The sequence below is a fragment of the Streptomyces sp. NPDC058231 genome, from assembly GCF_042882275.1.
In the GTDB taxonomy this organism is placed as follows: Bacteria; Actinomycetota; Actinomycetes; order Streptomycetales; family Streptomycetaceae; genus Streptomyces.
Map to the genome: position 1 here is coordinate 63,715 of NZ_JBHVWN010000001.1, position 17,978 is coordinate 81,692.

General features: G+C 71.0%; 17 protein-coding genes. 7 read left to right on the plus strand and 10 right to left on the minus strand.

The window, feature by feature from the left end:
- Window positions 1-24 precede the first annotated feature (24 nt).
- Window positions 25-864: a hypothetical protein gene (locus ACFVXE_RS00275; protein ID WP_389667637.1), complete on the plus strand. Its 840-nt coding sequence runs from the start codon at window positions 25-27 to the stop codon at window positions 862-864.
- 55 nt (window positions 865-919) lie between these two features.
- Window positions 920-3,007 carry an MDR family MFS transporter gene (locus ACFVXE_RS00280; protein WP_389667638.1) on the plus strand — a complete coding sequence of 696 codons (2,088 nt, stop codon included), beginning with the start codon at window positions 920-922 and terminating at the stop codon, window positions 3,005-3,007.
- 51 nt (window positions 3,008-3,058) lie between these two features.
- Here ACFVXE_RS00280 and ACFVXE_RS00285 read toward each other — a convergent pair whose 3' ends face one another.
- Window positions 3,059-3,517 carry a YchJ family protein gene (locus ACFVXE_RS00285; RefSeq protein ID WP_389667639.1) on the minus strand — a complete coding sequence of 153 codons (459 nt, stop codon included), beginning with the start codon at window positions 3,515-3,517 and terminating at the stop codon, window positions 3,059-3,061.
- Between the two features lie 68 nt (window positions 3,518-3,585).
- Between ACFVXE_RS00285 and ACFVXE_RS00290 the strand changes: the two genes are divergently transcribed.
- A complete protein-coding gene (locus ACFVXE_RS00290; protein ID WP_389667640.1) occupies window positions 3,586-3,864 on the plus strand; it encodes a hypothetical protein in 279 nt (92 codons plus the stop codon).
- On the opposite strand, the gene ACFVXE_RS00295 is transcribed toward ACFVXE_RS00290, so the two are convergent.
- The 3 genes from ACFVXE_RS00295 to ACFVXE_RS00305 form a co-directional block, all read right to left on the minus strand.
- On the minus strand, window positions 3,837-4,646 hold the full coding sequence (locus ACFVXE_RS00295) for an SAM-dependent methyltransferase (RefSeq protein ID WP_389667642.1): 810 nt from the start codon (window positions 4,644-4,646) through the stop codon (window positions 3,837-3,839). The genes ACFVXE_RS00290 and ACFVXE_RS00295 overlap by 28 nt on opposite strands.
- Window positions 4,647-4,711: 65 nt before the next feature.
- Window positions 4,712-4,954 (minus strand): DUF397 domain-containing protein, encoded by a 243-nt coding sequence (locus ACFVXE_RS00300; RefSeq protein WP_389667644.1) that lies wholly within the window; start codon window positions 4,952-4,954, stop codon window positions 4,712-4,714.
- A gap of 3 nt (window positions 4,955-4,957) precedes the next feature.
- Window positions 4,958-5,818, minus strand: coding sequence for a helix-turn-helix domain-containing protein (locus tag ACFVXE_RS00305; RefSeq protein ID WP_389667646.1), 861 nt, complete (start codon window positions 5,816-5,818; stop codon window positions 4,958-4,960).
- A 205-nt stretch (window positions 5,819-6,023) separates the two neighbouring features.
- Here ACFVXE_RS00305 and ACFVXE_RS00310 point away from each other — a divergent pair, with 205 nt between their 5' ends.
- From ACFVXE_RS00310 to ACFVXE_RS00320, 3 genes are all read left to right on the plus strand, one after another.
- Window positions 6,024-6,482: an ATP-binding protein gene (locus tag ACFVXE_RS00310; protein WP_389667648.1), complete on the plus strand. Its 459-nt coding sequence runs from the start codon at window positions 6,024-6,026 to the stop codon at window positions 6,480-6,482.
- Entirely contained in the window at window positions 6,476-6,919 is a 444-nt protein-coding gene (locus ACFVXE_RS00315; protein WP_389667649.1) for a hypothetical protein, read from the plus strand. Before ACFVXE_RS00310 ends, ACFVXE_RS00315 begins: the two co-directional genes overlap by 7 nt.
- A 203-nt stretch (window positions 6,920-7,122) precedes the next feature.
- On the plus strand, window positions 7,123-10,800 hold the full coding sequence (locus ACFVXE_RS00320; RefSeq protein ID WP_389667650.1) for a DUF4132 domain-containing protein: 3,678 nt from the start codon (window positions 7,123-7,125) through the stop codon (window positions 10,798-10,800).
- A 75-nt stretch (window positions 10,801-10,875) separates the two neighbouring features.
- Here the strand turns inward: ACFVXE_RS00320 and ACFVXE_RS00325 are convergent, their stop codons facing one another.
- From ACFVXE_RS00325 to ACFVXE_RS00350, 6 genes are all read right to left on the minus strand, one after another.
- Entirely contained in the window at window positions 10,876-12,222 is a 1,347-nt protein-coding gene (locus ACFVXE_RS00325) for a 6-phospho-beta-glucosidase (protein WP_389667651.1), read from the minus strand.
- 128 nt (window positions 12,223-12,350) lie between these two features.
- A complete protein-coding gene (locus ACFVXE_RS00330; protein WP_389667652.1) occupies window positions 12,351-13,928 on the minus strand; it encodes a cytochrome P450 in 1,578 nt (525 codons plus the stop codon).
- 103 nt (window positions 13,929-14,031) lie between these two features.
- On the minus strand, window positions 14,032-14,646 hold the full coding sequence (locus tag ACFVXE_RS00335) for an ATP/GTP-binding protein (RefSeq protein ID WP_389667654.1): 615 nt from the start codon (window positions 14,644-14,646) through the stop codon (window positions 14,032-14,034).
- Window positions 14,627-14,998, minus strand: a complete 372-nt coding sequence (locus ACFVXE_RS00340; RefSeq protein ID WP_389667655.1) for a DUF742 domain-containing protein — start codon at window positions 14,996-14,998, stop codon at window positions 14,627-14,629. Before ACFVXE_RS00340 ends, ACFVXE_RS00335 begins: the two co-directional genes overlap by 20 nt.
- Window positions 14,995-15,402 (minus strand): roadblock/LC7 domain-containing protein, encoded by a 408-nt coding sequence (locus ACFVXE_RS00345; protein WP_389667657.1) that lies wholly within the window; start codon window positions 15,400-15,402, stop codon window positions 14,995-14,997. Before ACFVXE_RS00345 ends, ACFVXE_RS00340 begins: the two co-directional genes overlap by 4 nt.
- A complete protein-coding gene (locus ACFVXE_RS00350; protein ID WP_389667659.1) occupies window positions 15,399-16,997 on the minus strand; it encodes a sensor histidine kinase in 1,599 nt (532 codons plus the stop codon). The genes ACFVXE_RS00345 and ACFVXE_RS00350 overlap by 4 nt, the downstream gene beginning before the upstream one ends.
- Window positions 16,998-17,668: 671 nt before the next feature.
- Here ACFVXE_RS00350 and ACFVXE_RS00355 point away from each other — a divergent pair.
- The gene (locus tag ACFVXE_RS00355; RefSeq protein WP_389667660.1) at window positions 17,669-17,899 is read left to right on the plus strand and encodes a hypothetical protein; all 231 of its coding nucleotides are present in this window, start codon (window positions 17,669-17,671) and stop codon (window positions 17,897-17,899) included.
- The last annotated feature ends 79 nt before the right edge of the window (window positions 17,900-17,978 follow it).

A 17,978-nucleotide genomic window follows, 5' to 3' on the forward strand; every position in this document is an offset into this window, starting at 1 on the left:
TCACACACCCCCTGGGGGAACGTCATGCCTGCCGGCCCGCGCCCGTCCGTCCTCTTCGTCACCGATCTCGCGTACGAGGCGCGCGGGCGGCGCTACTGCGACGAGGACATCTTCCTGACCTCGCGGCTGCGCGAGGACTTCGATGTCGCGCTCTGTCATCCGCGGGACGCGGCGGCTCTGCTGGACGGCTTCGACGCCGTCGTCGTACGTAACAGCGGACCGGTACTCCACTACCAGGAGGCGTACGACGCGTTCTGCGCCCGAGCACGCGAGCGGAAGGTGCCGGTGTACAACCCGCTGACCGGACGCGGGGACATGGCGGGCAAGCAGTATCTGGTCGATCTCGCCGCCGCGGGGTACCCGGTCATCGCGACCGTGGACCGGGCGGCCGATCTCGGGCTGCTTCCCGCGGCCCCGGAGTACGTGATCAAGCCGAAGCTGGGCGCGGACTCGGTCGGGCTGCGGTTCGTCGCCCCGGACGGGCTCGCGGCAGAGGTGGCCGCCGAGGCGGACGGCACCGTGCTCGTGCAGCCGAGGATCGACTTCCGCTACGAGGTGTCCTTCTACTTCGTCGACCGCGACTTCCAGTACGCCCTGTACGCGCCGCACCCCGAGCGGCGCTGGGTGCTGGAGCCGTACGCACCGACCGCGGAGGACCTCGCGTTCGCCCGGCGGTTCGTGGAATGGAACGACCTCGCGCACGGCATCCAGCGGGTCGACGCCTGCCGGACGGCCGACGGTGAGCTGCTGCTCGTCGAGCTGGAGGACCTCAATCCCTACCTCTCGCTGGACCGGGTGCCGGACGAGGTGCGGGAGGCGTTCGTGGCCCGGATGAAGGCGTCGGTGCGGGCGCTGCTGCGCTGACCCGTCCGGCCGTCCCCCACATGCGGGAGGCAGGGCCCGATGTGAGGGTGCAAGCGTGACCACCGCCAGCGAGACCGCCCCCGCCACGCAGAGCGCCGCCGCGCCGCCCGTGCTCGACCCGCGTCGCCGGAACATCGTCTTCGTCACGATCGTGCTGGGCATCCTGCTGGCCGCCCTGGACCAGACGATCGTCGGCACGGCGCTGCCCACGATCGTCGCGGACCTGGGTGGCGCCGCGCACATGTCGTGGGTGGTCACCGCGTATCTGCTCGCCGAGACGGTGGCGACGGTCCTGGTCGGCAAGTTCGGTGACCTCTTCGGCCGGAAAATCGTTTTCCAGGTCTCGGCGATCGTCTTCATCACCGGCTCGTTCCTGTGCGGGCTCGCGACCAACATGTCGATGCTGATCATCTGGCGAGCGCTGCAGGGCATCGGCGCGGGCGGGCTGATGGTCACCTCGATGGCGCTGATCGCCGATGTGATCCCGCTGCGTGAGCGCGGCAAGTACCAGGGTGCGATCGGTGCGGTCTTCGGAGTGGCCACGGTGGTCGGGCCGCTGCTCGGCGGGCTGTTCACCGACCATCTCTCGTGGCGCTGGGCGTTCTACGTCAATGTGCCGATCGCGATCGTGGTGGTGATCGCGGCCGCCCGGACGATCCCGGCGGTCAAGGCGGCCGGCCGGCCGGTCATCGACTATCTGGGCATCGCCATGGTCACAGCCGGTGCGAGCGCCCTGATCCTGGCGACGAGCTGGGGCGGCAATCAGTACGCCTGGGGGTCGCCCGTCATCATCGGTCTCTTCGCGGGCGGCGTCGTCGCGCTCGCGCTCTTCTGCCTGGTGGAGATCCGCGCGAAGGAACCCATGCTGCCCATGCGGCTGTTCCGGAACCCGGTCTTCACCGTCTGCTCGATCCTCAGCTTCATCGTGGGCTTCGCGATGCTCGGTGCGATGATCTTCCTGCCCACGTATCTGCAGTTCGTGGACGCGAACTCGGCGACCCTGTCGGGTGTGCGGACGCTGCCGCTCGTCATCGGTCTGCTCGTCGCCTCGGTCTTCAGCGGCAACGTGGTCAGCAAGACCGGCAGGTACCGGATCTTCCCCATCATCGGTTCGCTGATCATGGCGGCCGGGCTGTACCTGCTGTCCCGGATGGGTCCGGGCAGCGGGGTCTGGCTGGAATCGCTGTACATGCTGGTGCTCGGCGTCGGCATCGGGCTCTCCATGCAGGTGCTGACGATCGCCGTGCAGAACACGGTCGACTACGCGGACCTGGGGACGGCGACGTCGGGCGTGACGTTCTTCCGCACGCTCGGCAGTTCCTTCGGTACGGCGGTGTTCGGCACGATCTACGCCAACGCGCTGGGGCCGAATCTGACCGAGGGGGTCGCGGCCGCGGCACGGGCCGGCGGCGACCCCGCGGTGCTGTCGAAGGCGGCGCAGAGCCCGGAGGGACTGCACAGCCTGCCCGCCTCGCAGTCCGCTCCGCTGGCCCAGGCGTACGCGGACACACTCCACACCGTGTTCCTGTGGACGGTGCCGGTCGCGCTGCTGGGGTTCGTCGTCGCCCTCTTCCTGAAACAGGTGAAACTGCGGGACACCGCGCGGGCCGGTTCGACCGACATGGGTGAGGGGTTCGCGTCCCCGAGCGCCGGGGACTCGGAGAAGCTGCTCGAATTCTCGGTGGCGAAGATCCTGCGCGGCGCGGGCCCCGATACGGCCCGGCGGATCGTCGCCGCCTCGGACACCCGGCTCGACATGGCGGGGGCCTGGGCGGTGATGCAGGTCGAACTGTTCACCCGGATGCTCGGCCACGCGGGCCTCAACCTGATCGCGAACCGGCACCGGATCCCGCCCGAGGTACTGGTGCCGGTCTTCGACCGGATGATCGAGGAGGGGTACCTCACCGGGGACGGTCACCTCTTCACCCACACCGAGGCGGGCAGCCGGGAGGCCCGGGCCATCTCCGCCGCCTGGGCGAAGTGGCTCAACGAACAGCTGGACCACGACGGCGCCCGTCCCGACGACGGCCGGTTGCGGGCGGCGGTCGACGTGATCGCCAAGCGGCTGCTGGCGGAGGACCTGGAGCAGGAACTGTCCCCCGCCGCCCCGGACGCGGAGTCCCGGGTGACGGCTCCGGCCTGACACCGCCGTATTCCTGCACGTGCCGCGGCCCGGGTGACGGTGAGGCGCCCGTCAGTCGACGAAGACCGCGGTCGCGTAGACCCAGCCGCCCTCGTGCCGGACGAAGCGGCTCTGCTCGTGGAGCGAGCCGGGCCGACCGCTGTCCGTGTAGTGGGCGCGGAAAGTGACCGTGCCCGTCGTGTGGAAGGCGCTGCCGTCCGTCGTGTCCAGGATTTCCAGGCGCACCCAGCGCATCCCGGGATCGAAGTCGATGACCGGCGGCCTGGTGTCCGGGTGCCAGGTGCGCAGCAGATACGCCGCGTCCTGGACGACGAAAGCGGTGTACCGCGAACGCATCAGCGCCTCGCAGGTCGGCGCGGCGGCGGTCCCGGCGTGCAGCCGCCCGCAGCAGTCGGCGTAGGTGGCGGGCAGGCCGCACGGGCACGGCGAGGCCTGGGTGATCGCGGTGGCCCCGGCGGACGGGGTGCTCGCGGCGGCGGAGCGCCGGGGGTGGGTGCTGCGTCGGGACATGTGTCCATTGTGACGTGCTGCGGGGAGGCCGGTGCCTCGGGGTCAGCCTGCGCCGGTGCCCGGCGAGGGTGAGCCCGGTACGGACGGGGAGCCGGTTACCGGAGATCGCGCTTCGTGAGGACGCCGGCGAGCGCACGGTCACGCTCGAACGGGACGCGGTGTCCGTCGCCCCGCGCGCCACCTGGCACCGGCCGTCGTCGGCGGAGGGCGCGTCGCTGCCGCTGGTCGGGTCGTCCGGTACGTCGACGGCGGGTGACCGGCACGACTACGGCGCGGCGCTCGGCGGACGCGGCTCGGCGGAGCCACCGCGTCGGCCGGGTCAGGGCTTGCGGGCCACGCCCGCGTAGCCGGGGATCGGCTCGTCGCCCGTGACGTCGATGACCTCGCCGAGCTCCGGATGCCAATGCGCGGAGAGCGAGACGCCCGGTTCGACGAGTTCGAGTCCGCCGAAGAACGCGCCGAGTTCGGCGCGCGAGCGGGGACGCAGCGTCATTCCGCGGGCCCGGTACATGGCGGCCGCCTGCGCCGCGCCCTCGGGGTCGAAGTCCCCGGTGGTGTGCGAGAGCACCAGATAACTGCCCGAGGGGAGCTGCTCCACCAGTCGGTCGACGAGGCCGGCCGCGCCGTCCTCGTCGTCCAGGAAGTGCAGCAGGGCCAGCAGGGAGAGAGCGATCGGCCTGTCGAAGTCGAGTACCTTGCCTGCCTGTTCGAGGATGGCCTCCGGCTCCCGGGCATCGGCCTGGATGTACTCGGTGGCGCCCTCGGGGGTGGAGCGCAGCAGAGCGGCCGCGTGCGCGAGGACGATCGGGTCGTTGTCGCAGTAGACGATGCGCGCGTCGGGCGCCGTCTGCTGGGCGACCTGGTGGAGGTTGGGCTCGGTGGGAATCCCGGTGCCGATGTCGAGGAACTGCCGGATGCCGTTCTCGGCGAGCCACCGGGTGGCACGGTGCATGAACGCCCGGTTGACCCGGGCCATGTCGCGCCCCCGCGCGTCGAGGTCCAGGAGCTGCCGGGCCATCTGCTCGTCGACCGGGTAGTTGTCCTTGCCGCCGAGGAACCAGTCGTACATCCGGGCAGGATGCGGCTTGCAGGTGTCGATCTCGGTGGGCTGGGGCTCGTGCCCGGTCATGGCTCGCTCCTTGGTCCGTGGATCGGCGGAAGGACAGAGTGTGGCTGGGACGGGCGCCCGGTGCTTCAGTTCCCGGTGAGCAGGAAGTCCGCCTGGCCGGCCTTGGCTCCCTGGATGAACGCGGCCATCTCGCGAGGCGTGTAGATCAGGGCGGGGCCGTCGGGGTCCGCGGACTGGCGTACGGCGACTCTGCCGTCGGCAAGCTTCATGGTCTCGACACAGTTGCCGCCGTTCCCGCCGCTCCACGGCTTGTACCAGCCCTCGGAGCCGAGTTCAGCGGCAGGCATGCCGTTGTATATGGGGTCCATCGATCACAGCTCCTTGCGGAAGTCCCGGAGGATTTCCTTCGTGCGTTGTGCAGTTGCGGCCTGAGCCGCCATGCGGTCCATGACTTCGAGGTAGGAGGCCACCTCGGGGCGCGCGTCGAAGTAGACGGCACCGGTCAGGTACTCGCTGAACACCATGTCGGGCAGTTCGGGGACCGCGAACCGGAAGAGGACGAACGGGCCGTAGGTGCCCGGGTGGTGGCCGGTCGTGAACTCCGCTATCTGCAGTGTCACGTTGGGCATCTCGGTCGATTCCAGCAGCCGGTCGATCTGCTCACGCATGGCGTCGGCACTGCCGACGGGGCGGCGCAGGACCGTCTCGTCCATCACCACCCACAGCCGGGGGGCGTCCGGACGTGTCAGCAGCGACTGGCGCTCCATCCGCAGCGCCACATGACGCTCGATGTCCTCGGGCCGGGTCTGACCGATGGCACCGGTACGCATCACCGAACGGGCGTAGTCCTCGGTCTGCAGGAGCCCGGGGACGAAGTGCGGTTCGTACATGCGCAGGAGGCTCGCGGCACCCTCCAGGCTGACGTACATGCTGAACCAGTCGGGCAGGACGTCGTGGAACCTCTGCCACCAGCCCGGCTTGTTGGCCTCCTCGGCGAGCTCGACGAAGGAGTCGGCCTCCCCGTCGCCGACCCCGTACGCCTTCAGGAGCATGTGCACATAGGGGATCTTGAGTGCGACCTCGGCGGTCTCCATCCTGCGTATCGTCGCAGGAGCGACCCGGAGCACCTTGGCGGCCTGGTCGCGGCTCAGGCCGACGCGCTCCCGCAGATCCTGCAGGCGCTTGCCGAGAACGACCTGACCCACGGTCGGGGCGGACCGCGGTTCGCTCACTTCAGACCTCCCGATGCGCTACGTGCGAGCAGTGTGCCATGCGTATGCCGTCAAGGACACAACCACTCTGGAAATTTCAGAGTGCCCCTTGCCAAGTGTTCGCGACAGGGGGAGAGTTGGCGAGTGAACAAGTTCACGTAGTCATGCCCGCTCTCACCCCCGGAGATGCGAAGCGTGACGAATCCCCCACTGTGAGGAATCGGTCGTGGCACCTGGCAGTGCGCTCATCCCCCGGCTCACCGACCTCAGCCCCGGGACGGAAGCGCTCCGTTACTGCTTCGCGCTGCCCGCGCATCCGGAGTCGGTGGCCGGCGCCCGGCGGCTGACACGCAATCGGCTGGACGAGTGGCGGCTGGACGCGGAGGCACACGACGCCGCGGTCCTGATCGTCTCGGAACTGGTCACCAACGCGGTGGTGCACACCGCGAGCGCTCGCGTCGTGTGCGAGCTGCGCTGCCTCGAAAGACGGCTTCGGATAGCCGTGCAGGACCAAGGACACCAGCCCGGCGGTCCGAAGCTGTGCCGTACCGCCGACGACGAGCACGGACGCGGTCTGCTGCTCGTCGACACGATGAGCAGCGCCTGGGGTTCCCGCGACGCGGGGGACGGTTCCGGCCGCATCGTCTGGGCGGAACTCCCGCACGGCTCGGAGCGGCCATGTTGAAGAACGCGATGTCCCAGCTGATCGGCGCGCGCCGCTCCCGTGAGCAGCGGCTGCCCGGCGCCGGTGACGGCCTAGTACAACTGCCGTTGCCTCCCACGCTCTCCGCGAGCCTCGGCTGCGACGCGGTGGGGGTGCCTGCCGCACACGGCTTCCGGCTGATGTCCCATCTGCCGCGCACCGGCTGTGTCTTCGCGGACGCCGACCGCTGGTGGTGGATCGTCCCGGCCTGCTCGGACCTCGATCTGGACTGGCCCCCGCAGGTCACCTACGCCAGGGGGGCGAGCGTACCCGCGGTCCGGCCGCGGCTCATCCACGCGCCCGACAGCCGCGCCCCCTACACTCCGCCCATTCCGCTCTTCCTGATGGTCTGCCAGGTGATGGGGGTGACGCCGTCCTGGGCGGCGGCCGGTGGACCGCACGCGGTGCCCGCCGGCTGAGCACCGGCGTCCGGGACGACGGAAAAGGGGCGGACGGGGGGCGGAGGGCCGGGGCGTCGTGAGGGCGCCCCGGCCCTCCGGCATGCCCGGCCACGGAACGTCCGGGACGGCGCGGTGGCACGGTGCGGCGGACGGACGCCGGTCGGCCCCTTCCGACGGATCGTCACGCTGCGTTGTCAGTGGCGGGATCTACTGTGGCAGCAGTGATCGAGAAGCCCGCCGGAAGCGGGCTGTGCGGGTGTGGAGGGGGCGGTCCGGTGCGGCGCTGGGAGTACGTCGAGGGCAGTGCGTCGAAGTTCTGGGAGACCGGGGCCGACGGCGCCGTGGTGACGGTGCGGTACGGACGGGTCGGCGGCGGGGGCCGCACGCAGAGCAAGGAGTACGCGTCGGTGGAGGCCGCGCAGGAGCAGGTCCGCCGGACGGTCGTGGAGAAGGAGCGGAAGGGCTACCGCGAGGTGGGCGCGGAAGCCGCACCGGCAGTTCCGGCGTCCGCGGGTCCGTGCGCCGCGGGGTCCGCGTCGTCCGGCCCCGCGGACGCCCTGCCGGACGAGGACACCTTCGAACTGCCGGAGGCATGGCGGCGTCAACTCCATCCGCGGCGCGGGGGTGTGCGCCGGACGGCGGGCAAGGCCTCGCAGGAGGCGCTGGACACGGTGGAGCGCCGCATCTCCCAGGAGCGCGAGTGGATCGCCGACTTCCTGACGGATCCGCGCAGTGACGTCCGGCTCGTCGAATCCGCCCGGGCACATCTGGCGGGCAGCCCCGATCCCGCCGGTGCGGCGGTCCTCGCCGCGGCGATCGGCCTTCATCCACTGACGCACGCGGCGTGGGCCGACAGCTGGGTCCACACGTACGGGCTCCCGTTCGCCGCCCGCGCGGTCGTGGAGCTCTTCGTGGTCGAGGCGCACTGGACCCAGGAGGGCACGCGCCGGTACGACACGTGGCTGGAGACACGGTCGGACCGCCGCAACGGTTATTGGTCGGCGGCGCGCCGCCCGGCGGCCGACCGGGTCCGCGCGCTGCTCGCCGGCGCCGACGAGGGGACGTACCGGACGACGGTCGCCGCGCTCGCCCGCTGCCGTGACGATCTCGTACGCAGCATCGTCGTGTCGTATCTGGCGCCGAGCGAGCAGGAGTGGGTGGCCGAGCTCTGTGCGGACGCGCAGGTGGTCGCCGAGGGCGACCACACCCTGCGCTCCATGGTGTTCTGTTCGCTCAACGCCCCCGAGCAGGCCGGCTTCTTCCCCGAGGGGGGCTTCGGCTGGTCGGCCGCCCTGATCTCCACGGTCGCCGAGGGCATCGGAACAGCGGTCGCACCGCTGCTGGGACTCGAGTTGAGCGACCGGTACCGCACCGACCATCTGCAGCGCGTCGCGAACGCCCTGGTCGAGCTCCCCTCCGACGAGGCCTTCCGCCTGCTCCTCGCCCATGCGGACGCGAAGCACGTCGGAGCCGCGCTGCTCAAGGCGACCCATCGCTATCCGGTCCGCGCGCTGCGGCTGCTCGCCGAGGCCGTGCGGGACGGTTCGGCACCCGGGCCCGCCGAGGCGACACGGCTGCTGCTGACGGGGCACATCGGTGCCCATCGGGACCTGGTGAGGAGGGCACTGCCGGCGCTCGACGCCGGCCTGACCGCAGTCGTCGAACCGCTGCTCGACCCGGTCGGCCGGGTCGCCGACGCGCCCGCGGAGTCACTCCCCGAGCTGTTGGTCTCCCCGCCGTGGTCCCGCCCGCGCAGGTCCACCGCGGCCACCGTGGTGGAGGAGCTGACGGCCGAAGGGGCGCCCGCCGTTTCGTGGCTGCCGGGCGAGAAGGAGAAGTGGGCGGCGTGCCGCACCTGGTACAACCGGGAGCGCGAGCGCATGCCCCTCGACGCCGAACACTGGGAGAGGGAGGCCGCGTCGTACGTGGCGACGGAGACCCTGACCGATCTCCAGCCCGCCTGGATGTTCCTGCACGGCCCGGAGGAGACGGTCCGGCCCTGGCTCGGCAAGTGGGCCCCTGACGACCTGTGGGAGGCCGAGGAGACGCTGAAGCCGGTAGCGGCCCGCTTCGGACTCGACGCGCTGCCCGTGCTGCTCCGCGCCGCGCCCCACCACCCGGGTTCCATCGCCCCGCTGCTCCTGCCGTTCGTGGATGTCACCGTCGCACGGCACATGGCCGACTGGTCGACGCGGCTCAAGTCGACAGCGGCGACGGCACGTTCCTGGTTCGCCCGGCACGGCGCCACCGCGGCCGCGCTCCTGGTGCCGGATGCGGTGGGCGGGCCGGGTGCCGCCCGCCGCGCCGCCGAGCAGGCACTGCTGCAGATCGCCGCGGTCCACGGGGACGCGGCGGTCCGCGCCGCCGCCGCCGGGTACGGCACCGGGGCGGCAGATGTGATCGACGAGCTGCTGTCGGGGGATCCGCTGGAGCGGTCGCTGCCTGCCCGGCTGCCGGTCGTACCCGAATGGGCGGAGCCCGCTCTGCTGCCGCAGATCATGGTCAGGGGCGGGGGTGCGCTGCCGGAGGAGTCGGTCCGGCACGCCCTGATGGTGCTCGCGCTGTCCGGACCCGGAGAGACGTATCCGGGTGTCCCGGTCCTGGTGGAAACGGCTGAGCCCGAATCGCTCGCCGCCTTCGCCTGGGCGCTTTTCGAGCGGTGGCGGCTGGCCGGACTGCCCGCCAAGGAGTCCTGGGCCCTGCACGCGCTCGGGTTGCTCGGTGACGACGGGACGGTGCGCCGGCTCACTCCGGTCATCCGCGCCTGGCCCGGCGAGGGCGCCCATCACCGTGCGGTGGAGGGCCTCGACGTGCTCGCCGCCATCGGCACGGATGTGGCACTGCTGCATCTGCACGGCATCGCGCAGCGGGTGAGGTTCAAGGCGCTGAAGGTCCGGGCGCAGGAGAGGATCACCGAGGTGGCGGCCGTGCTCGGGCTCACCGGTGAACAGCTCTCCGACCGACTGGTGCCCGACTTCGGGCTCGACGCCAGGGGGACGACGGTCGTCGACTACGGCGCCCGCCGCTTCACCGTCGGCTTCGACGAGCAGCTGCGCCCGTATGTACTGGACAGTGACGGCAAGCGCCGCAAGGACCTGCCGGTGCCCGGTGCGCGGGACGACGCGGAGCTGGCCCCGGCGGAACGCAAGCGGTTCATGGCACTGAAGAAGGACGTGCGCACGGTCGCCTCCGACCAGATACGGCGCCTGGAGGCGGCGATGGTCGGGCAGCGCTCCTGGACACCGGCGGAGTTCCGCGAACTCCTCCTTCAGCACCCGCTCCTCCAGCACCTGGTGGGCGGGCTGGTCTGGCTGTGCGGGACCGACGGTGCGACGACCGCGTTCCGGGTGACAGGGGACCGTACCTTCGCCGATGTGGCGGGCGATCCTTTCGTACTGCCCGACGGGGCGTCGGTACGGATCGCGCACCCGCTGGCGCTGGGTGAGCGGCTCGGCGACTGGTCCGAGGGGTTCGCGGAGCTCGGGACCCTGCAGCCGTTCGCGCAGTTGGGGCGTGCGGTGTTCCGGCTGAGCGGCGAAGAGGGCGACGGCCACCGGCTGACCCGGTTCGAGGGGCTGAAGGTACCCACGGGCAAGGTACTCGGACTCGAGCGGCGCGGCTGGGAACGGGGTGCGCCGCAGGACGCCGGGGTGGAGCGGTGGATCTCCAAGCGGCTCGCCGACGACGTGTATCTGGTGATCGCGCTGGACACCGGCATCGCGGTCGGAGCCGTCGACATGTTCCCGGACCAGATCCTCGAAACGATATGGCTCGACGACCGCCCAGCCGACCATCACCCGCTGCGCACGTACCCGATGACCTTCGCCGGTCTGGACACGGTGACCGTCTCCGAACTCCTCGCCGACCTGACGGGGCTGACCGCGGGCGTCGCGTCATGACCGTGGGCGGGGCGGAGGGGGCACCGGACGGTGCAGGTGCCCCCGGGGCGCTGGGCACGCCCCGGGGCCGGTGACTCAGGGGCGGTTCAGATAGGCGAGTCCGGGGTGGACCTTCGTGTACCCGTCGACGAGCCGTCGCGCGACCGAGACCGAGTCGACGAGCGGGTGCAGTGCGAAGGCCTGTACGGCGGCGGAGCGCGATCCGCTCTCCGCCGCGTCCAGCACGGCACGTTCGACGGCCTTGACCGCGGTGACCAGCCCGACGGCGTGGTACGGGAGGGGGGCGACGGTCACCGGATGCGCGCCGTTCGCGTCGACGAGACACGGCACTTCGACGACGGCGTCGGCGTCGAGCACCGAAAGGGTGGTGCGGTTGCGGACGTTGAGGATCAGGGAGGTCCGTTCGTCGCGGGCGACTGCCCGCATGAGAGCGAGGGCGACGTGTTCGTATCCGCCGGATTCGAGATCGCTCTCGTCGCGCTCTCCGGCCCCGGCGACGTCCCGGTTCTCCGACATGTAGGTGGCCTCGCGTTCGGCGCGGGTCCGGTCCCAGGTCGGGAAGGCGGGCGCGGCCGGGTCCTTCATCCGGGCGTAGAAGCCCTCCTGCTGGTCGCGGAGGAAGGCGCCACGGGTCCGCTCGGCGTCCTGGTAGGCGCGCACCGCTTCACGGTTGAAGTAGTAGTAGTGCAGATACTCGTTGGGGATCGCGCCGAGCGACCGCAGCCATTCGGTGCCGAAGAGCTTCCCCTCCTCGAACGAACCGAGCAGCTCCGGGTCGGCGAGCAGTCGCGGCAGTTCGTCCCGGCCGTCGATGTACAGCCCGCGGACCCAGCCCAGATGGTTGAGGCCGGCGTAGTCGATCCAGGCCCGTTCGGGGTCGGCGCCGAGGACCCGGGCGATACGGCGGCCCAGGCCGACCGGGGAGTCGCAGATGCCGATGACCCGGTCCCCGAGGTGACGGGACATGGCTTCGGTCACCAGACCCGCCGGGTTGGTGAAGTTGATGACCCAGGCGTGCGGGGCGAGCCGTGCGATGCGCCGGGCGAGGTCGACGGCGACGGGGACGGTACGCAGTCCGTACGCGATGCCGCCCGCGCCCACCGTCTCCTGGCCGAGCACACCTTCGTCGAGAGCCACCCGTTCGTCGGCGGCCCGGCCCGCGAGACCACCCACGCGGATGGCGGAGAAGATGAAGTCGGCGCCGCGCAGCGCCTCGTCGAGCTCGGTGGTGGCGAGAACGACGGGTGCGTCCTCGACGCCGGCGGCCTGATCGGCGAGGACGCGGGCGACGGCGGTGAGCCGGTCGGTATCCGTGTCGTAGAGGGTGACGGCGGTGACGCGGCCCTCGGCGTGGTCGGCGAGCAGCGCCGCGTACACGAGAGGAACCCGGAATCCGCCGCCGCCCAGAATTGTCAGCTTCACGCTTCCGCATCGTACGGGGGACACTGCGCCTGCGCCGTGCCCGCCGCCACGACTGACGCGCGGGCCGGTGGCCCGGGGCACCAGCCCCGGGCCACCGGCCCGCATCGTGCTCGGTCACGCCTGCCCGGTCAGTACCCGTTCCACCAGCGTGTCACCGCACGCCACAGCCTGGCCGGTGCGGCCGGCCTGCGCTGCTGCGGGATCCGGCCGGACGCCGACCGGTCCTCGAACGCGTCGCCGGGCGGCATGCCGGTGCCCGGCCCGTCGGCCGGAACGGAGGCTGCCCGCGCCCCGGCACCGGCCGGAGCGGGCGGGGGCGTCGGCACCGGGGTGGGCACCGTGTGCCGGACCGGCGACTGCACCTCCCAGTCCTCGCGCGGCGGATTGCGCCGCCCCATCGACGGCGGTTCGTTGTCGTCCTGCGGCGGACGCACGGCGAAGTCGGCGGGCAGTTCCACCAGATGCCGGGACATGATGTTCCCGATCCATTGCAGTTCGCGCTCCTCGACGGCCAGTTCGAGGTCGGGCAGGCGCATCAGCAGGGCATCGACACCGACGTCCGCGATCGCTCGCCCGATGTCCTGGCCGGGGCATTCGTGCGGTCCGCCACTGAACGCGAGGTGGGCGCGGTTACCCTCCATGTTGGCGGTGAGGTCGGGCCGTACCACCGGGTCGGTGTTGGCGGGTGCGATGCCGACGATCAGCGCGTCGCCCGCCTTGATCCGCTGACCGCCCAGCTCCGTGTCGCCGACCGCCCAGCGGCCGAAGACCGCGGTGAACGGCGGCTCGTCCCACAGTGTCTGCTCGACCGCCTCCGGCACCGTCATGTGGCCGCCGCTGAGCCGGGCCCGGAACCGCGGGTCGGTGAGAACCATGCGCAGCACGTTGGCGATCAGGTTGGCGGTCGCCTCGTACGCGGCGATGAGGATCAGCCGCAGATGTTCGCTGACCTCGGTGTCCGTCAGGCCGGCGGGGTGCTCGACGAGCCAGGTGGCGAAGTCGGCGGCGGGCTCGGCCCGGCGCCGTGCGACCAGCCGGTTCAGTGCGGCGACCACATACGCGTTGCTGCTGACGGCGGTAGCCGTGCCGCGGGTCATGTCGCGGGCGGCCTGCACCATCCGGTCGTTGTACTCCTCGGGCATGCCGAGGATCGCGCACATCACCATCATCGGCAGCCGCTCGGCGAACTGGCTGACCAGGTCGACGCGGCCTTCCTGACAGAAGTCGTTGACGAGCCGGTTGCTGTACCGGTTGATGTGGCGGCGGACACCTCGGTGGTCGATGCGCTCCATGCTGTCGGTGACCGCGCCGCGCTGGCGTTCATGGGTGGCGCCGTCGGCGAAGACGCAGACCGGCTGCCAGGTGAAGATGGGGGCCAGGGGGTGGTCAGGGGCGACGCTGCCGTCCTGCAGAGCGTTCCAGCGCCGTGAGTCGCGGGAGAACTGCGAGGGGGTGCGGGTCACGTGCAGGTTCTCGCTGTGCCCGAGCACCAGCCAGGCCGGGACGTCTCCGTGCAGCAGGACCGGTGCCACCGTGCCGTGTTCGGCGCGCAGCTTCTCGTACAGCCCTGCGGGGTCCTGCTCGGCCTCGGGGCCGTAGAACCGGCGCAGCCCGCCGGCTCCGACACCGAGTCCGTGGGCCGGGCACTGTGGGGGCGGAACCGGCCCCGTGGCTGCTCCGGGCTCGTAGTGGAAAGGGGTTGTCACGATCGCTCCAGGGATCAGGCTTCCAAGGCTCAGGGCGGATGATCGGGCGGGGCTCAGGCTGTGGGACGAGCCGGAGGTGGGGGCGCCGGGGGACGTGCTGCGGTCAGTCGACCGGTAGGGCCAGGCTGTGCAGGTAGCGCATCAGGGTCATCAGCACATCTCGGCTGGACGCGCGCAGTCTGGCGTCGCAGTCGATGATCGGGACCTCGTCCGGCAGGTCCAGTGCGCTGCGCAAAGCCTCGACGGGGTGTTTCGGGGCGTCCGGGAAGGTGTTCACGGCGACGACGAACGGCACCCCGCGCTCCTCCAGGCGCCCGATGACGTCGAAGCTGACTTCCAGGCGCCGGGTGTCGATGAGGACGACGGCGCCGAGGGCTCCCTCGAACAGGCCGTTCCACAGGAACCAGAAGCGTTCCTGGCCGGGGGTGCCGAAGAGATAGAGGATCAGCTCCTCGGTGATGCTGATCCGGCCGAAGTCCATGGCGACGGTGGTGGCGGTCTTGCTCTCCACTCCGACGTTGTCGTCCACGCCGACGCCGGCCTGGGTCATGGTCTCTTCGGTCGTGAGGGGCCGGATCTCGCTGACGGAACCGACCATGGTCGTCTTGCCGACCCCGAACCCCCCGACTATCACCACCTTCACGGCGGCTGTGGCCGTGGTGGGGAGGACGTCCTCGGTCCGGGGGCCGGTGATCGTGTCAGAGCTTCTGAAGTCCATGCATCACCGCTTCGAGAAGGGACCTGTCCGGGAGAGTGGCGCGGACGATGGGCGCGCGCGATTCGATCAGTTCGGTGGCGAGGAGATCGGTGAGGAGCGAGGTCACCACGCTGAACGGCAGGCTGAGATAAGCCGAGATCTCGGCGACGGATAACGGCGCCTGGCACAGCCGCAGGATCGCGGCCTGCTCGGGCTGGACCGTCGGTGCCGGTTCCTCCTTGGCAACGACCATGGTGACCAGGTCGAGTGCCGCTCGCTCGCCTCCGTCGGGATCGCCGGTGATGACGTACAGCCGCTCCGGATCGCTCAGGGCCGGATCGGCCTTCCGGCGTTCTCGTCGGGGAGAACTCATCCGGTCTGCCCGTCATGGCGCGGCGGGCTCGTCAGATGGGCGCCGATCCGGACGACCATGTCGCGCATTCGTGCTCCGACGAGTCCCGCGTCCACTGTCTCTCCGGCCAGGACTGCGAGGTACGCGCCCGCTCCGGCGGCCATCAAGTAGAAGAAACCCCCGGTCACTTCGATGACCACGAGTTTCATCAGACCGTCGCTGTAAGGGATTTCCGAGGCGACGGCCGCGGCCAGGCTCTGCAGCCCGGCGCAGGCTGCCGCCAGCCGGTCGGCGACATCGGGGTCGCCGCCGTGCCGGGCGATGCGCAGCCCGTCCGCGGAGAGCACCACGATCTGATGAATGTCCGGAACGTCGTCGGCCAGTTCCTTGAGCATCCAGTCCATATTGCCCCGTTGCTGGATCACTTCAGGTCTCCCTTGTCCCACGCGCCATCGGTGTCTTCGTCGTTCTTCCGCTCCTGCGGCACGCCGTTGACGGCGCTGGTGAACGCCTCCAGCCAGAGGCCGGGCGGCGGCTCCTTGTCCTTTCCGTTGCTGTGACCGTTGCGCTGCCCCGCGGGCGGGGCGACGGGCTGTGCGGGGAGGTTGTGCGAGCCCAGCGGCGCGCGACCGCGGCTGCGGCGCTGCGGCAGCCCGCCCGCGGTCCACTCCGTCACCACGGGGACGTCGTCCTCCATGGCGGACGCGGGGGCGGCCGGCCGGCTGTCCGAGGCGACCGGTCCGGTGGCCGGGCGTGATTCCACGGGGAGGGGGGTGCGGCGCTTGCTGCGCGCCGGGACGACGTGCTTCAGGTTCGCCAGGTCGATGTCGCTGGTAGGCCTCGACGTGGCGCCGATGCCGTGGGCGATACCCGGCGCGGGGCCGGTGGTGATCATGGCGCGGGGGACGATGAGCACGGCACGGACCCCGCCGTACGCGGACTGCCGCAGCGAGACCTGGAGGTCGTACATCCGGGAGAGCCGGCCGACGACGGCCATGCCGAGACGCGGGGACTCGCCGAGGTCGTTCATGCTGGACCCGGCCTGGGCCCTGGCGAGCATGTTCTCGGCCCGCGCACGGGCCTCCTCGCTGAGGCTGACCCCACCATCCTCGATCTCGATGGCGATGCCGGTCTGCACCTCGACCGCGGTGACGTGCACACGGGTCTGCGGCGGGGAGTAGCGGGTGGCGTTGTCGAGAAGCTCGGCACAGGCGTGGATGAGCGGTTCGACGGCGGTGCCGATGATGGCGACCTTGGCGATCGAGTGCAGATCGACGCGCGGATATTCGAGGATCCGGGACATGGCCCCGCGCAACACGCTGAACAGCGGTACGGGCTTGGGCCATTGGCGGCTGGGCCGGGCGCCGCCGAGTACCGCGATGGAGTCGGCGAGCCGGCCGATCAGCGCTGTGCCGTGGTCGATGCGGAGCAGGTCGTCGAAGACGTCGGGGTTGCGCCCGTGGTGCTCCTCCATCTCCCGCAGTTCGCTGGCCTGGCGGTGGACGATCGCCTGGACCCGCCGGGCGACGTTGACGAAGGCACGCTGCGCGGAGTCACGCATCGCCTCTTCGTTGTCGATGATGTCCAACACCGTGTAGACGAGGGTGCGTTGGGCGTCGGGCAGGTCGCGGTAGAGCTCGTCGGCGTCGACGATGTCGCGCAGCACCTCGTCGGGCGAGTTACCCACGCGGAGCCGGTGGATGGCCGCCGGCAGCAGCTCCTTGCTGATCCGTACGGTCTCTTCGTCATGGCTGGCGAGACGTCGCTCCAGGACGGCGATGCGGTGCTCGTACTCCGCGCGCTGCCTGCGCATCGCGCGTGCGCGTCGGGCGAGCGCGACGGTGAGTGACGCGATCACGGCGGTGGCGGCCGCACCGCACCAGACGACCGGCATCCGCGCGGGCTCGGCGACCAGTGCGGCAGCGGCGGCGGTGGCGCCCGCCACGAGGAGCACGGGGAACAACGCGACGCGGGCCATGGGGGTTTCTCGGTCGATCGGCGGTGATTCAACACGAACCATCTAAGACCTCTGGCGGTGGATTCGGGAGGTATACGCACATGCAGGGGCATGAGGGAACAAGCGCTCGAATTTGCATCAACTCGACTTCACTGCGCGTGAGCTTAGCCAGATCGAAACAGCGCTTCGGCACATTCACCCAACCCTCTGCGGAAGCGCTTCCGCAGTTATAAACTCACGAGTTTTTGCACGCCCCGCCTCCAGCTGTGCGCGAGGAGTGACGGGCGGCATGCATCCACCGCAGACACCGACCTCCGTACCGCTTGCCGGGACACCCCCCGACTGCCGATCGGGCCAAAGCCCTTCGGCGCCAACAGCATTCACCCCGGAGGTGAAGCCGTGGAGCGCACACCACCTCCCGAACGAGTGATTCCGTTCCGCTCCGCGCTACAAGGGCACGTCTGATCGGAGCGGATCGAAAGGAGCAGAATCATGACCGTCGGACGGGTGCAGGACCGAGTCACGGCCGTGACGGCCGGTGCGGGCGGTACTGGAGAGGGCGAACCCCATCGTGGGCCCGAAACGGAGCTGCACCATCGAATCGCTGGACACCGGGCTCCGCCTGATGCGGCTGCTCCTCTCCCATGACACGCTCACCGTCACCGAGGCCGCCGCCCTGCCCTCACGTCCCGGTCCGCCCTGCTCGCGGAGCTCGCCGGGATCCGCGAACGCGGATGCGCGCCCAGCCTCGGGGAGTCGGCACGGGGCATGAATGCGTCGCCGTACCACTGGCCGGGTCCAGCCGGCGCGACCGGCTCGCCCTCGTGGCATCGGCGCCCACCGACCGGAGCGACGAGGCGGTGCTCATCCGCAGGGCCGCGGGGCTGCGCCGGGCCGCCGCGGTGCTCGGCCCGGCGCGGCGGTCCGGCGGAACCCCTACGGCACCGGCCCCGCACCGCTCCTGACGACGGGGCTCAGGGGCGGCGCCGCCCCTGAGCCGTCCCGCGTTCCGGCGCAGACGGCGCTGTCGGCGACACGGCGGCG